We start from the raw sequence: 14,194 nt of genomic DNA, 5'->3' as shown, positions 1-14,194 counted from the left end.
AATCAGCCTATGCGGCGTATCAACCCACCAACTATAGACCTGGGTCCCCTATTCGAGCTTCACCACGGGCGCGTACCGCAGCAGGAGCCGCTTCTCACCAATGCTGAAGCGCACCTTGGCCACGGTTTTGTCCCCTACCCCGGTGACTTCCAGGACAGTGCCGTCGCCAAAGGAGGTGTGGTTGACCTTGTCCCCCACGCTGACGGAGATCACTTCCTTTTGCGGCTGGACCCTCCCGGCCGCCGTGCGGGCGGAAATGCTGGGCGGCAGGATGCCGGAATCCCGGCCACCCACGGCAGAGCCGGCACCCCAGGACGAGCCCGAGTAGCGGCTGCTGCCAAAGTCTCCTGCTGGCGGGGCAACCCGTGCCGTGCCTTCGCGCTTCCACTCGATGAGTTCCGCCGGAACCTCGTCGATGAACTGGCTGGGCGGGTTGTACTGGCTCTGCCCCCACAGGCTGCGCACCTCGGAGCGTGTCAGGTACAGGCGCTTGCGGGCGCGAGTCAGGCCTACATAGGCCAAACGCCGCTCCTCCGCGAGCTCTTTGGGATCAGTTGCCGAGCGCGAATGCGGGAACAAACCGTGTTCCATGCCGGTCAGGAACACCACCGGGAATTCCAGGCCCTTGGCCGTGTGCAGCGTCATCAGTGTGACAACACCCAGCCGCTTTGCCTCGGCCACCGCGGCAGCCGCCTCCGCCTCGGAGCCGCCGGGGGCGTCGGGGATCTGGTCGGCATCAGCCACCAGCGATACCTGCTCCAGGAACTCGCCCAGGGTGCCTTCGGGATTTTCCTGCCCAAATTCACGCACGACGGCGAGCAGCTCGGCCAGGTTTTCCACGCGGGACTCATCCTGCGGATCGGTGCTGTTGCGCAGGGCCGCCAAGTAGCCGCTCTGCTCCAGAACAGCTTCCAGAGCCGTGGCCGGGCTGCCGGTGGCCGCCACCTCGCCCAGGTCCGCCATCATTTTCGCGAACGCATTGACCGCGTTGAGGGAGCGGGAGGCGATGCCGGGCGCTTCCTCGGCCCGGGCCAGGGCGGCGGAGAAGGAGATTCGTTCCCGTTCGGCCAAGGCCGCCACAGCGCCCTCCGCGCGGTCACCGATCCCGCGCTTGGGTTCGTTGAGAATCCTGCGCAAGTTCACGTCGTCGTCCGGGTTAACCAGGGCGCGCAGGTAGGCCAGGGCGTCCTTGATCTCCTTGCGCTCGTAGAAACGCGTGCCGCCCACCACGCGGTACGGCAGGCCCACGCGGACCAGGATGTCCTCGATGGCACGGGACTGGGCGTTGGTGCGGTAGAAAATGGCCACATCGCCGGGACGGATGTCCGTCTCGTCCTGGAGCCGGTCAATCTCCTTGGCGATGAAGCGGGCTTCCTCGTGCTCGGACTCGGCCACGTAGCCCACGATCTTCTCGCCGTCGCCCTCGGCCGTCCACAGCCGCTTCTCGCGGCGGTTCGGGTTCCGGGAGATCACGGCGTTGGCGGCGCTGAGAATGTTCTGGGTGGAACGGTAGTTCTGCTCCAGCTTGATGGTGTCCGCGGACGGGTAGTCCTGCTCAAACTCCACAATGTTGCGGATGTCGGCGCCGCGGAAGGCATAGATGGACTGGTCGGAGTCGCCCACCACCGTCAGCTCGGCCGGGGCAATGCCGCTGGCATCGGCGGCATCGGTGCCCACAATTTCCTTGACCAGCGCGTATTGCGCATGGTTGGTGTCCTGGTACTCATCCACCAGGACGTGGCGGAAACGGCGCCGGTAGTATTCGGCAACGCCGGGGAAGGCCCGGAACATGTAGACGGTCTGGGCAATGAGATCGTCGAAGTCCATGGCGTTGGCCTGGCGCAGGCGCTGCGCATAGCCCTTGTAGACCTCCGCCACGGCGGCGGCGAAGGGCTCGTTGAAGTTGGTGTTCATGGAGTTCTCATCCTCATCGATGAGCTCATTCTTCAACGCCGAGATCTTGTGCATCATGGCCTTGGGCGCAAACTTCTTCGGATCCAGCTCCAGGCCCTTGGCCACCAGCGTGATCAGGCGCAGCGAATCCGCCGAATCGTAGATCGAGAAGTTGGAGTTCAGCCCAATGACCTTCGCCTCGCGGCGCAAAATCCGCACGCACGAGGAGTGGAAGGTGGAGATCCACATGGACTTCGCGGCGTCACCAATAAGCGCCTCAATGCGCTCACGCATTTCCGCCGCGGCCTTGTTGGTGAAGGTGATGGCCAAGATTTGGCCCGGATGCGCCTGGCCCGTGGCCAGCAAATATGCGATCCTGTGGCTGAGCACCCGGGTCTTGCCCGAGCCAGCACCCGCCACGATCAACAGGGGCGCGCCGGTGTGCACCACGGCGGCTTCCTGCTGCGGATTCATACCCTCAAGCAGCCCGTCCGGATCCGGCCACTGCCGGGCAGCAGCAACGGGTGCGGCACCGTAGCGCTCATCGCGCTGGGCATCGTTCGGGTCATCGCGCTGGTCATCGTTCGGGAATGGCTGGGGCGGTGTTGGCAACCCCGCGTCACCAAATTCGGGCGCGTCAGCACCGGGATCGTCCTGCTCAAAGGGCTGCCACACGGGCAGCCCGGCACCAATGCCGGGCGTAGATTTGGGCTTTTGCGGGTAAGGGTCAAACAACATATCCATGGTGACATCCAGTCTAGTTGCCCCCGCTGACAATCCCACGCCCGCCCACAGCTCCTCATCCCCAGCCGCTCCCACACGGGTCCGTTAGAGCACACCCGATTCCAGCGCAGCCCTGAGCTGGGCCACTGCCGCAGCCGGCCCCGCCATGAACCAGTCAAGACCATTGACGCGGACGACGCCGGTGTCCCCGCCTGCCGCCGCAACGATCCCCTTGCCCGGGAGCCAGTCCCAGGACGGGCAACTGTGCTGGAACCACACACCCAACTCCCCCTGGGCCACCCGGGCCAGCTCGCAGGATCCCGATCCGAGCATGCGCAGCGTGGCCGGGAGCTCCGCCGCCTGCTGCCAGGGCACGGCTGCCCTGGGTTGTGCCAGCCAGGTGGGGTGCAGGTAGGTGCCCGCGGAGAGTTCAGCCAGCCCGTGGCGTTCATCAACGTGTATGGCTTGGCCGTTGAGGGTTGCGGGGCAGGCCGAGCCGCCCAGCCACAGCTTGTCTTCCTGGTGTTGGTAGACAGCACCCACCAGCACCTCAGCGTCACTGAGCGTGTCCGGCGTCGTACTTGAATGGGCAGGCGGCCGGGCTAGGGCAAGGGCCGCGCACCAGTACGCGGATCCGCTGGCGAAGTTGAAGGTTCCATCCACCGGGTCGATGACCCAGACGCGGCCGGAGGTGCCGGTAAAGCTGGCACCTTCCTCGCCCACAATGGAATCGTTGGGGCGGGCGCGGCGCAATTGGGTGAGGATGTAGTCCTCCGCGGCCAGATCGGCGGCAGTGACAAAGTCGGAGGCGTTGCTCTTGATCCGGCCGCCGTCGCGCAACTCATTCAAGCCTTCGGCGCGGATGGAGTGGGCCAGCGTTGCCGCGTGGCGCAGCAACTTCGACGCCAATTCGATGTCGTTGAGCGCGGGGTCCAGTTCGGTTGCCATGGCACCAGCCTAATCTGGGCGATAATGGTTTCATGGCTAAAACTCCCGCTCAACGTGCCGCTAAACACGGCGAGGCCGCTACTCCGTCCAGCGTCCCCGTGATTAATTCCAGCACCGCGCGTTCGCCGCAGAAGGCGCAGAACAACGCGAATCTGCTGCTGATTGCCGGCTCCGTGGCGAGTTTGTTCCTGTTCTGGTACTTCCATTTACTGACGTTGAACCAGATGACAGACCTGTCCGGCGGCCTGGCCATGCCCGATTCCATGATTTTCGGCTTTGACGTTGCCCACATTGAGGCGTTGCGGGCGGGCATGGATTCCGACGCCATGGGCCAGCTGCAATTTGTCCACAAGACCGCCGGAACCCTGTTCCCGCTAGTGTTTGCCCTCAGCGCCCTGACGTTGATTGCCATCAACGTGGCACAAAAGTCCGTGCGCCGCGTGTTGTGGGTGTTCCCCATCCTGTTTGCAGTGGTCCAGCTGTGGGCCAACATCGCCATTGACAACATGCTCGGCGCCGAAAAACTTGATCCCTCAGCTGTGTCGCTGGCCTCGGCCTTGGTCAGTGCAAGCTGGTTCCTGCTGGTGCTCTCCATGGCCGGACTGGGTGTGGCATTGTTCCTGGGCCGGAAGAAAAAGGCCGTTCCCACCGCAGACCAATAGGCACCTGAGCGACACTCGTTTTTTGCTTGCTTGCCAGTTCCGCTAGGCTTGGTGACGCGCCTCTGTAGTCCAATGGATAAGACAGCCCTCTCCTAAAGGGCAAATCCGGGTTCGATCCCCGGCGGGGGCACTCTTTTCTCCCGCAAGGCCCATGCTGGCGCTGGTTTTTGAGCGGCCAGTTTCCTTGCGGCTGTGAACGGTGAGGATCGTGCAATGGGCGCTGGCACAGCTGCACGCGGAGTGACAGTCTCCATCACGGCATCGGTCCTGTTTGCCGTGATCTTCCTCCTCGCCGGTCTCCTGCCCGACTGGGGTGCCGAAGAAATCTTTGGTTGGCGCATTGTGCTGACTCTCGCCACGCTCGCCTGCATCCTGCCGTTTCTTGGCTCGGCCCGTGCCGAGATCGGCACCCTGCTGACGCGTGTTCGACGTCGTCCGGCTCTCCTGCTGCTGGGCGCCCTGGCGGCATCGCTGGTGGGTGTGCAGCTGTGGCTATTTATGTGGGCGCCACTGAACAACATGGCGCTGTCAGTGTCCTTCGGCTACTTCCTGCTGCCGCTGACCATGGTGCTGGCCGGCCGGGTGTTCTTTGCCGACAAGCTCAGCGTGCTGCGCACACTTGCCGTCGGCGCTGCCGCATTGGGTGTGGCCCATGAAGCGTTGGCGGCCGGCGGCCTGGCCTGGCCCACAGTGGTGGTTTGCCTGGGCTACCCCGTGTACTTTGTTCTGCGGCGCAAGATCGGCTTCGACAACCTGCCAGCTTTTGCCGCCGAACTCCTGTTCCTGTTGCCACTGGGCCTCTATTTCATCCTGACCGGACCACACGGTTTTTCTGCCGGCGGGCCGGGAAACCTTGACGGCATTTGGGTGGCCTGGGCCATCGGGGTGCTGGGCGGGATCGCCATGGCCCTCTACCTCCTGGCCAGCAAGTGGCTGCCGCTGTCCCTGTTTGGCCTGCTCAGCTACGTGGAACCCGTGCTGCTCGTTGCCGTTTCCTGGATTTTGGGCGAAACACTCGGCTGGTCGTCCCTGCTGACGTACGGGCCCATCCTGCTGGCCTTGATGTTGCTGGCCCTCGACGGACGCCGCGGAGCACTGCGCTAAGCCGCCCGCCACCACGCTGATGGCCCCGCCGTCCTGCCTGCTGCCTGTCCTGCCTGCTGAACGTACAGTTAATGCCGATCCGGAAGCGCAACATCGGCATTAACTGTACGTTCAGCAGGCAGGCAGGCGGGACGGGCGAGATTTTTGGGCTGCGGCGTTCGTTAGGATCGAAGGCGTGAAGAATGTTCTGAAGGTTTCAGCAGTTTGCGTCTACGACCCCGCCGGCAGGCTGCTGACGGTCCGCAAGGCCGGCACAGCCAAGTTCATGCATCCCGGCGGCAAGCCGGAGCCCGGCGAGAGCGCGGCCCAGGCAGCCGTCCGCGAATTGGCTGAGGAAGTGGGCATCGATATTGACGCGGCCGCCCTGGAACTCATGGGTGTTTGGCACGGCACGGCCGCCAACGAATCCAACACCGACATCGAGGCCACTGTCTTCACGGCGCCAGGCAGCTGGGATGCGGCCGCCATCCATCCCACGGCCGAAATTGCTGAGCTGCGCTGGATGGATGTTGCGGGAGCTGCGGACTTTGACGACCTGGCACCGCTGTTAACCGAGTTCGTCCTCCCCCGCTTGAACAGCAACTGACAATAGAACCAAAACTGACCCGCAGAAAACGCCGAAAAATCGCGAATTTTCGCGTTTTTTCGGCGTTTTCTGCGGGTCAGTTCACTGTCGGGGAGCGCGGGGCGCCGCTATTTCTCCTCGGCCTCTGCCACCGCGGCCACAGCTTGGGCAAACTGGGTTTCGTGCAGTTCGGCGTAGCGTCCGCCGCGGACGATCAGCTCGTCGTGGGTGCCCTGCTCCACGATGCGCCCCGCTTCCAACACCAAAATGGCGTCCGCGGACCGAATCGTGGAGAGCCGGTGCGCAATGACCAACGCTGTGCGCCCTTCCAGAGCTTCGCCCAAGGCGGCCTGAACGGCAACCTCGTTCGTGGAGTCCAGGGCGGCGGTGGCCTCGTCCAAAATCACCACGGCGGGCTGCACCAACAGCAGTCGGGCAATGGTCAGTCGCTGGCGCTCACCACCGGAAAGCCGGTAGCCGCGCTCCCCCACCACTGTGTCCAGCCCGTCCGGCAGCGCCTCCGCGAACGCCGAGAGACGCGCCCTCTTCAGCACGTCCCAAATTTCCGCATCCGTTGCCGTGGGCTTGGCCAGGCGCAGATTGGAGCGGATCGATTCGTGGAACAGGTGCCCGTCCTGGGTGACCATGCCCACCCCGGCGCGGAGACCGTCAAAGGTGAGGTCACGCACGTCCACGCCGCCAATGCGCACGGTGCCGGAATCGACGTCGTACAGGCGCGAAAGCAGTTGCGCAATGGTCGACTTGCCGGCGCCCGAGGACCCCACCAGGGCAATGGTCTGTCCCGGCTCGGCGCGGAAGGAAATCCCATGCAGGACCTGCTCTCCGCCGCGAGTGTCCAACACGGCCACGTCCTCCAACGAAGCCAGCGAAACCTTGTCTGCTGACGGGTAGGCGAACGTCACGTCGGAGAATTCAATGCTCAGCGGCCCGGCGGGAACCGAGGAGGCCGTGGGCTTTTCGGCAATTAGCGGCGTCAAATCAAGGATCTCAAACACCCTGTCAAAGCTGACCAGCGCGCTCATGATGTCCACCCGGGCGTTGGCTAGGGCGGTGAGCGGAGCGTAGAGGCGGGTCAGCAGCAGGGCCAGCACGACGACGTCGCCCGCGTTGAGTGCCCCATCGATGGCGAGGGTGCCGCCCAGGCCATACACGAGCGCAAGCGCCAGGGAAGAAACCAGCATGAGCGCCGTGAAGAACACGAACTGCATGACGGCCGTGCGCACACCAATGTCGCGGACCCGGTTGGCGCGGGCAGCAAATTCGCGTGATTCCTCCGCGGGGCGGCCAAACAGCTTCACCAGCGTGGCGCCAGGGGCGGAGAACCGCTCCGTCATCTGGGTGCTCATGTCGGCATTCAGGTCCGCCGCTTCACGGCGCAGCCCGGCCAGGCGGCGGCCAAAACGGCGGGCCGGCATCAGGAAAATGGGCAGCAGCACCAGCGCCAGCAGGGTCACCAGCCAAGAGGTGTTCAGCATGACAATCAAGGTCAAAACCAGCTGCACCGAGTTGGACACAATGCCGGAAAGGGTGCCGGAGAACGCCTGCTGGGCGCCGATCACGTCATTGTTGAGCCGGCTCACCAGGGCGCCCGTGCGGGTCCTGGTGAAGAACGCAATGGGCATGCGCTGTACATGGTCAAAAACGGCCGTGCGCAGATCCAGGATGACGCTTTCACCCAGGTTCGCCGAGATCCACCGAATCACCAGGGACAGCCCGGCGTCCAAAACCGCCACAATGGCAATCAGGACGGCCAGCCGCACCACCACGTCGACGGCGGTCTTGGCCACGATCGCATCGACCACCTGGCCGGCAAGCACCGGCGTCGCCACGGCCAGCGCCGCCGAAAATACTGACAGAACCACAAAGATCAGCAGTTTCCGGCTATACGGCTTGGCGAAGCGGATAGTCCGGCGCAAGGTGTCTTCCGAGATTCCGCCATTGCTCTTGTCCGAGCGCATGGAACTCCATAGTGAGCTCCAGGCGGCGCCTTCCATACTCATGCGTGTAGTCCTTAATCCTTAAGAGGGCAAGCTACCAGCCTAATCCTCCATGCGGCGCCAAGGGAATTCCCGGCTCCGTGATTCCGCCGAACATTCCGCCCAGTCTGCAGGCCGCAGGAAACCTGCCTTGTCACCGGCTACCTCAAATAGTCACTGTGAGTCAATTCACGTTCTTAACAATCACGTAACATGATGAAATATTGCCTCTTGTTTTGAGGTTTAGCAATGGTAGCGTCCACTTATGGGCCGTCCGTGGCCCAACAACTTCGCGGGCACTCGAACCTGCACAGCAAAGGAACATAGAAATGAATCGTCGGAGCTTTGGACTCGTTGGCTTACTCGCTGCAGCATCGATTGCCCTCGCTGCCTGCGGCGGCGCGGCAACCACTGGCGCCAGCGCTTCCGGCGGCGACACCTCGCTGAGCCAGGTCAAGGATGCCGGCGAGATCGTGTTCGCCACGGAGGGCACCTATAAGCCGTTCTCCTTCCACGAGGGTGGCGCCGGCGCGCTCACCGGGTACGACGTCGAGGTTGCCACGGCTGTCGCTGCCAAGCTGGGCGTCAAGGCCAAGTTCGAAGAAACCCAGTTTGATTCCATCTTTGCCGGGCTGGAGGCCAAGCGTTTCGACGCCATCGCCAACCAGGTCTCCGCGAACCCCACGCGCCAGGAAAAGTACGAGCTGTCCACTCCCTACACGGTGTCGCAGGGTGTCATTGTGGTCAAGGACGGCACCACCAACATCAACTCTTTTGCTGACCTAAAGGGCAAGACCACAGCCCAGTCACTGACCAGCAACTGGTACACCCTGGCCACCGAAAGCGGCGCCAAGGTGGAGGCCGTGGAGGGCTGGGCACAATCGGTGACGCTGCTCAAGGATGACCGCGTCAACGCCATCGTCAATGACAAGCTGACCTTCCTGGACTACCAGGTGACCAACCCCAACTCGGGGCTGAAGATTGCCGCCACCACCAAGGAATCCTCCGAATCTGTCTTTGCCTTCCGCAAGGGTTCGGTGGCCTTGACCACAGCAGTCAATACGGCCCTGGCCGATCTCACGACTGACGGCACGTTGGCCACGTTGAGCGAAAAGTACTTCGGCCAGGATGTCAGCAAGTAGCCCGGCGCGGCGCCGTACCCCAGCAGACCGGCGTCGTGGCCACGGGCTAGAGTTCAGCCATGGACTTTAATTTGTTTTGGAGTTCCCTTGGACCCCTCCTTTTGGGGGCCATCCAAGGCACTATTCCGCTGGCGCTGGCCTCATTTGCGCTGGGCCTGCTCATTGCCCTTGTCGTGGCGGTGATGCGCATCAGCACCAACAAGCTGGCCAACGGCGTGGGCCGGGTCTATGTCTCGCTCATCCGCGGCACTCCCCTGCTGGTTCAGCTGTTCGTGATCTTTTACGGGCTGCCCGCCGTGGGCGTGAAGATCGATCCCTGGCCCAGCGCCATCATCGCCTTCTCGCTCAATGTGGGCGGTTACGCCGCCGAGGTCATTCGCGCAGCCATCCTTTCGGTGCCCCAGGGGCAGTGGGAGGCCGGGCACATGATCGGCATGTCGCGCAACCAGACACTGCTGCGCATCATCCTGCCGCAGGCCGCACGCGTTTCGGTGCCGCCGCTGTCCAACACGTTCATTTCACTCGTCAAGGACACCTCGCTGGCGTCCTTGATCCTCGTCACCGAAATGTTCAAGGTGGCCCAGCAGATCGCGGCCTTCAGCCAGGAATTCATGTTGCTCTACATTGAGGCGGCCATGATCTACTGGCTGATCTGCCTGGTTTTGTCCGCCGCCCAGACACGCGTGGAAAAGAGGTTGGACCGTTATGTCGCCCACTGAAACAGTTCTTCAGGTTCGCGGATTGAGCAAGTCCTTCGGCAGCAACACTGTGTTGCGCGGCATTGACCTTGAGGTGCCCCGCGGCAAGGTGGTGGCCCTGATCGGCCCCTCGGGTTCCGGCAAGACTACCGTACTGCGCTCGCTCAATGGTTTGGAGATGCCCGACGCCGGATCCGTCACCGTGGGTGCCAGCGGCGGCTCCGGTGCCGCCAACGCCAGTGCCGGCGTCAGCACCGGCGTCGAACCTCAACGGCCGTCGCTGACCCTTGACTTCGGCGCCAAAGTCAGCCCCAAGGAGGTCGCCGCGCTGCGCGACCGCAGCGCCATGGTGTTCCAGCACTACAACCTGTTCCCGCACATGACCGTGCTGCAAAACGTCACCGAGGGCCCGGTGCGGGTACAAAAGCGTGCGCGGGCAGAGGTTGTGGCGGAGGCCGATGCCCTGCTCAGGCGCGTGGGCCTGTTCGAGAAACGCGATTCCTACCCCTTTGAGCTCTCCGGCGGGCAACAGCAGCGTGTGGGCATTGTCCGGGCGCTGGCGCTGAAGCCGCAGCTGTTGCTCTTCGACGAGCCCACCTCGGCCCTTGACCCGGAGCTGGTGGACGACGTTCTGGCCGTCATCAAGGAGCTGGCGGACGAGGGCTGGACCATGGTCATCGTGACCCATGAGTTGGCCTTTGCCCGCCAAACGGCCGACGAGGTCGTCTTCATGGACGGCGGCGTGGTGGTGGAGCGCGGACCGGCCAGCCAGGTGCTGCGCAACCCGCAAGAAGAACGAACCCAGCAGTTCATTCGCCGGCTCCTGCACGAAATCTAGCCCCACCCCCGGGTCTATGACGCGGTTGTTGCCTTGGAAGGCGCTTACTTTCGCCGTTTTGATGCAATAACTGCGTCAAAGATCCGGGAGGGGTGGGTGGCGTCCTTGCCTAAGCGATCCGCCCCGCGTGCGTGTAAACGTTCAGGGCGTTGCCACGGCTGAATCCCACAAGCGTCACCCCGGCACTGTGCGCCAGTTCCACGGCCAGGGATGATGGCGCGCTCACGGCCGCGAGCACCGGAACGCCCGCCATCGCCGCCTTTTGAACCAGCTCGAATGAGGCCCGCCCGGACACCTGCAAGATGGTGTTGGAGAGGGGCAGTTGCTTGTCTCGGAACGCTGCGCCAATGACCTTATCCACGGCGTTGTGCCGCCCCACGTCCTCGCGGACGGAGAGGAGCTCGCCGTCGGGCGCGAACAGGCCTGCCGCGTGGACGCCGCCCGTCTTTTCAAACAATTTCTGCTGCTCACGCAGGGTGTCCGGCAGCCCGGCCAGCACGCCGGCAGAAATCAGTGGCTCCGCAACAGCAACGGCCATGCCGTGGTGTGAGGACTTCCGGACGGCATCGATGGACGCGGTGCCGCAGATCCCGCAGGCGCTGGAGGTTGTCACATGGCGTTGGGCTGCCGGCAGCGGCATGGCCACGTCGGGGCGCAGCTGGGCTTCAACAACGTTGAAGGTCTGCACGCCGTTCTCGTCCTCGCCGGCGCAAAACCTCAGCGAAATGAGCTGTTCGGGCTCAAAGATAATGCCCTCGGAGACCAGGAAGCCGGCCACCAAATCAAAGTCGTCGCCCGGTGTTCGCATGGTGACGCTGAAGGAATCATGCCCCAGCCGAATCTCCAACGGCTCCTCCACGGCAAGGGCTTCCTCACGCACCACCCTGCGGCCGCCGGCAATATCAATTCTGGTGGCCTTGACCCGTTGGACTAGTCGTCCCATTCCATCCTCCAAAAAGCAATAACGTCTAAGATCAGACTAGATGCTCCACGGTGAAGGGACCCTCATGGCCAGCAAAGCGCCCCAGGAAAACATTGACGAGGCACAACTGCGCGTTGGCGGCGTGCAGAAGAAGGCGGTGGGCATCCCCGGCGTGGTGCACGCCTTGGAGGTCTCCTTGAAGCAGATGGGGCCATTTCGAAGCGCCCAGGCGCTGCTGAAAATCAATCAAAAGGACGGCTTCGACTGCCCAGGCTGTGCCTGGCCGGAGGAAGACAAACGGCACAAGGCCGAGTTTTGCGAGAACGGCGCCAAGGCTGTCGCCGAAGAGGCCACCAAGCGGCGCGTTCCGCCGCAATTCTTCGCCGAACACAGCGTCAGCGAACTGCACCAGTGGGACGATTTCCGGCTGGGCCAGCAGGGCCGGCTCACCGATCCGATGTACCTGGCGGAGGGCAGCGAGCACTATGTGCCCGTTACCTGGGACCGGGCACTGGGGCTGCTCGCCGACGAACTCAAGGCACTCAAGGATCCCAATGAGGCCATTTTCTACACCTCCGGCCGCACCTCCAACGAGGCTGCGTTTTTGTATCAGCTCATGGTGCGCGGCCTGGGCACCAACAACCTGCCCGACTGTTCCAACATGTGCCATGAATCCAGCGGATCGGCCTTGACGGAAACCATCGGGATTGGCAAGGGGTCGGTCTCGCTGGAGGACATTTACCAGGCCGAGTTGATCTTGGTCGCCGGGCAAAACCCTGGCACCAACCACCCCCGCATGCTCTCCGCCTTAGAAAAGGCCAAGAAGAACGGGGCCGCCATAGTGGCGATCAACCCGCTCCCCGAGGCAGGGCTGATGCGCTTTGAAAACCCGCAAACCGTGCGCGGCCTGGTGGGCGGGGGCACGGCCCTCGCCGACGACTTCCTGCAGATCAAGCTCGGCGGGGACCAGGCCTTGTTTCAGGGTTTGGGCAAATTCCTGTTGGAGGAACAACGCCGGCCAGGCTCCGAGCACGCCGGCCGGGTGTTTGACACCGCCTTCATCGATGCCCACACAACAGGCCTTGGCGACTACCTGGCGCAGCTCGAAGCCGTGACCTGGGCGGAAATTGTCACCGCTTCAGGCCTGAGCGAGGAACAGATCCGGGCCACCGGCGCGCGGTTGCTGGCAGCCAAGGCCACAGTTGTGTGCTGGGCCATGGGCCTGACCCAGCACAAGCATTCCGTGGCCATGCTCCGCGATGTGGTCAATCTGCTGCTCCTGCAGGGCAACATTGGCAAGCCCGGCGCCGGCGTGTGCCCGGTCCGCGGCCATTCCAATGTCCAGGGCGACCGGACCATGGGCATTTTTGAGCGCATGCCCGGAAAATTCCTCGACGCACTCGACGCCGAGTTCTCCTTCGCCGCACCACGCGCCCACGGCTTTGACACCGTGGCTGCCATCGAGGCCATGCGAGACGGCAAGGCCGGGGTCTTCGTGGGGATGGGCGGCAATTTTGTGCGCGCCACCCCGGACTCGTCCGTCACCGAAAAGGCGCTGGGCAACCTGTCACTGACAGTGCAAATTTCCACCAAGCTGAACAAGTCGCACCTGGTCACGGGCAAGCAGGCACTGATTCTGCCCACGCTGGGCCGCACCGAGCGTGACGCCCAGGCCGGCGGCGACCAACGCGTCACGGTTGAGGACTCCATGAGCGCCGTGCACGCCTCGCGCGGGCGGCTGGCCCCGGCGTCGAACAATCTGCTCTCCGAGGTGGCCATTGTGTGCCGACTCGCCGCGCTGCTTTTTGAGACGGACGACGGCGGCACCCGCCCCGGCTCGCCCCTCGCCGACTGGACCGCACTGGCCGGGGACTACGCCCTGATCCGGCAGCACATTGCCGCCGTCGTGCCAGGCTTTGAGGATTTTGAGGTCAAGATTGAGCAGCCTGGCGGGTTTGTTTTGCCGCACGGTCCGCGCGACTCCCGCTCCTTTAATACCGCGTCGGGGTTGGCCCACTTCACCGCCAATCTACTGGAGTATCCCAAGGTCCCGGCTGGCCGGCTGCTCCTGCAGACCCTGCGCTCCCACGACCAGTACAACACCACCATCTACGGCAAGGATGATCGGTACCGCGGCATTAAGAATGGGCGCCGGGTGGTCTTTGTGAACCAAAAGGACCTGGATTCCCTGGGAATTGCCGACGGCGCCATGGTGGATCTGGTCTCGGAATGGAAGGACGGCGTTGACCGCCGGGCCCCCGACTTCCGGGTGGTGGCCTACTCCACCCCGGTGGGCTGCGCCGCGGCCTACTACCCGGAGACCAACGTCCTGGTGCCGCTCGATTCCACGGCCGATATCAGCGGCACCCCCACCTCCAAGTCGGTGCTCATCCGGCTGGAGCCCGCCAGCTAGTCCGTCGGTTGAACAAGTTGAGGCGGCCGAGCGGCCGAGCAAGCTGAGTCGGGTGGACGAGTTGAGGCAGTTGAGCAAGTTGAGGCGGTTGAACTAGCCGAGGCAGTTGAGCAAGCTGAGTCGGCCGACGCGGTTGAACTAGCCCAGGCAGGCGCCGACCCTTCCGCTTCCCTCTTCCGACGCTGATATGTCGGAAGGTTTGTCAAGGGGCGTAGGTATGCGGCTCCCAACTTTCTTTGTTGGGGGCCGTCGGGTGGGTGCCGTCCGGGTGTGGTGGTTGTGCTGGCTA

General features: G+C 63.6%; 11 protein-coding genes and 1 tRNA gene. 8 read left to right on the top strand and 4 right to left on the bottom strand.

Annotation, left to right across the window (positions count from 1 at the left end; all coding sequences use genetic code 11):
* Positions 1–48: 48 nt before the first annotated feature.
* Positions 49–2,637, bottom strand: a complete 2,589-nt coding sequence (gene pcrA, locus ACX80Q_RS14595; protein ID WP_459331257.1) for a DNA helicase PcrA — start codon at positions 2,635–2,637, stop codon at positions 49–51.
* Between the two features lie 84 nt (positions 2,638–2,721).
* On the bottom strand, positions 2,722–3,564 hold the full coding sequence (locus ACX80Q_RS14590) for an inositol monophosphatase family protein (protein WP_459331256.1): 843 nt from the start codon (positions 3,562–3,564) through the stop codon (positions 2,722–2,724).
* A gap of 32 nt (positions 3,565–3,596) precedes the next feature.
* On the opposite strand from ACX80Q_RS14590, the gene ACX80Q_RS14585 reads away from it, so the two are divergent.
* From ACX80Q_RS14585 to ACX80Q_RS14570, 4 genes are all read left to right on the top strand, one after another.
* Positions 3,597–4,226 carry a hypothetical protein gene (locus ACX80Q_RS14585; protein ID WP_459331255.1) on the top strand — a complete coding sequence of 210 codons (630 nt, stop codon included), beginning with the start codon at positions 3,597–3,599 and terminating at the stop codon, positions 4,224–4,226.
* Between the two features lie 58 nt (positions 4,227–4,284).
* Positions 4,285–4,356: transfer RNA gene (locus ACX80Q_RS14580), tRNA-Arg, on the top strand.
* Between the two features lie 83 nt (positions 4,357–4,439).
* Positions 4,440–5,330 carry an EamA family transporter RarD gene (rarD, locus tag ACX80Q_RS14575; protein ID WP_459331254.1) on the top strand — a complete coding sequence of 297 codons (891 nt, stop codon included), beginning with the start codon at positions 4,440–4,442 and terminating at the stop codon, positions 5,328–5,330.
* A gap of 175 nt (positions 5,331–5,505) precedes the next feature.
* Positions 5,506–5,916, top strand: coding sequence for an NUDIX hydrolase (locus ACX80Q_RS14570; protein ID WP_459331253.1), 411 nt, complete (start codon positions 5,506–5,508; stop codon positions 5,914–5,916).
* Between the two features lie 107 nt (positions 5,917–6,023).
* Here the strand turns inward: ACX80Q_RS14570 and ACX80Q_RS14565 are convergent, their stop codons facing one another.
* Positions 6,024–7,916 (bottom strand): ABC transporter ATP-binding protein, encoded by a 1,893-nt coding sequence (locus tag ACX80Q_RS14565; protein WP_459331252.1) that lies wholly within the window; start codon positions 7,914–7,916, stop codon positions 6,024–6,026.
* Between the two features lie 305 nt (positions 7,917–8,221).
* Here ACX80Q_RS14565 and ACX80Q_RS14560 point away from each other — a divergent pair, with 305 nt between their 5' ends.
* The 3 genes from ACX80Q_RS14560 to ACX80Q_RS14550 are packed head-to-tail and all read left to right on the top strand — an operon-like array spanning position 8,222 to position 10,570.
* Positions 8,222–9,034: a transporter substrate-binding domain-containing protein gene (locus ACX80Q_RS14560; protein ID WP_459331251.1), complete on the top strand. Its 813-nt coding sequence runs from the start codon at positions 8,222–8,224 to the stop codon at positions 9,032–9,034.
* Between the two features lie 59 nt (positions 9,035–9,093).
* Positions 9,094–9,753, top strand: a complete 660-nt coding sequence (locus tag ACX80Q_RS14555; protein ID WP_459331250.1) for an amino acid ABC transporter permease — start codon at positions 9,094–9,096, stop codon at positions 9,751–9,753.
* A complete protein-coding gene (locus ACX80Q_RS14550) occupies positions 9,740–10,570 on the top strand; it encodes an amino acid ABC transporter ATP-binding protein (protein WP_459331249.1) in 831 nt (276 codons plus the stop codon). The genes ACX80Q_RS14555 and ACX80Q_RS14550 overlap by 14 nt, the downstream gene beginning before the upstream one ends.
* 109 nt (positions 10,571–10,679) lie before the next feature.
* On the opposite strand, the gene fdhD is transcribed toward ACX80Q_RS14550, so the two are convergent.
* A complete protein-coding gene (gene fdhD / locus ACX80Q_RS14545) occupies positions 10,680–11,513 on the bottom strand; it encodes a formate dehydrogenase accessory sulfurtransferase FdhD (RefSeq protein ID WP_459331248.1) in 834 nt (277 codons plus the stop codon).
* 64 nt (positions 11,514–11,577) lie between these two features.
* On the opposite strand from fdhD, the gene ACX80Q_RS14540 reads away from it, so the two are divergent.
* Positions 11,578–13,905, top strand: a complete 2,328-nt coding sequence (locus ACX80Q_RS14540) for an FdhF/YdeP family oxidoreductase (RefSeq protein WP_459331247.1) — start codon at positions 11,578–11,580, stop codon at positions 13,903–13,905.
* Positions 13,906–14,194 lie beyond the last annotated feature (289 nt).

The organism is Arthrobacter sp. HLT1-20 (assembly GCF_054510895.1).
Note: the sequence above shows the minus strand (reverse complement) of the source record. Positions and strands in the feature narration are given on the sequence as shown.

Excerpts from the sequence above, each read along its gene's own strand:
- ACX80Q_RS14560 (WP_459331251.1), top strand. The coding sequence starts at position 8,222 with ATGAATCGTCGGAGCTTTGGACTCGTTGGCTTACTCGCTGCAGCATCG.
- ACX80Q_RS14590 (WP_459331256.1), bottom strand. The coding sequence starts at position 3,564 with ATGGCAACCGAACTGGACCCCGCGCTCAACGACATCGAATTGGCGTCG.
- ACX80Q_RS14550 (WP_459331249.1), top strand. The coding sequence starts at position 9,740 with ATGTCGCCCACTGAAACAGTTCTTCAGGTTCGCGGATTGAGCAAGTCC.
- fdhD (WP_459331248.1), bottom strand. The coding sequence starts at position 11,513 with ATGGGACGACTAGTCCAACGGGTCAAGGCCACCAGAATTGATATTGCC.
- rarD (WP_459331254.1), top strand. The coding sequence starts at position 4,440 with ATGGGCGCTGGCACAGCTGCACGCGGAGTGACAGTCTCCATCACGGCA.
- ACX80Q_RS14585 (WP_459331255.1), top strand. The coding sequence starts at position 3,597 with ATGGCTAAAACTCCCGCTCAACGTGCCGCTAAACACGGCGAGGCCGCT.
- ACX80Q_RS14565 (WP_459331252.1), bottom strand. The coding sequence starts at position 7,916 with ATGAGTATGGAAGGCGCCGCCTGGAGCTCACTATGGAGTTCCATGCGC.
- ACX80Q_RS14540 (WP_459331247.1), top strand. The coding sequence starts at position 11,578 with ATGGCCAGCAAAGCGCCCCAGGAAAACATTGACGAGGCACAACTGCGC.
- pcrA (WP_459331257.1), bottom strand. The coding sequence starts at position 2,637 with ATGGATATGTTGTTTGACCCTTACCCGCAAAAGCCCAAATCTACGCCC.
- ACX80Q_RS14555 (WP_459331250.1), top strand. The coding sequence starts at position 9,094 with ATGGACTTTAATTTGTTTTGGAGTTCCCTTGGACCCCTCCTTTTGGGG.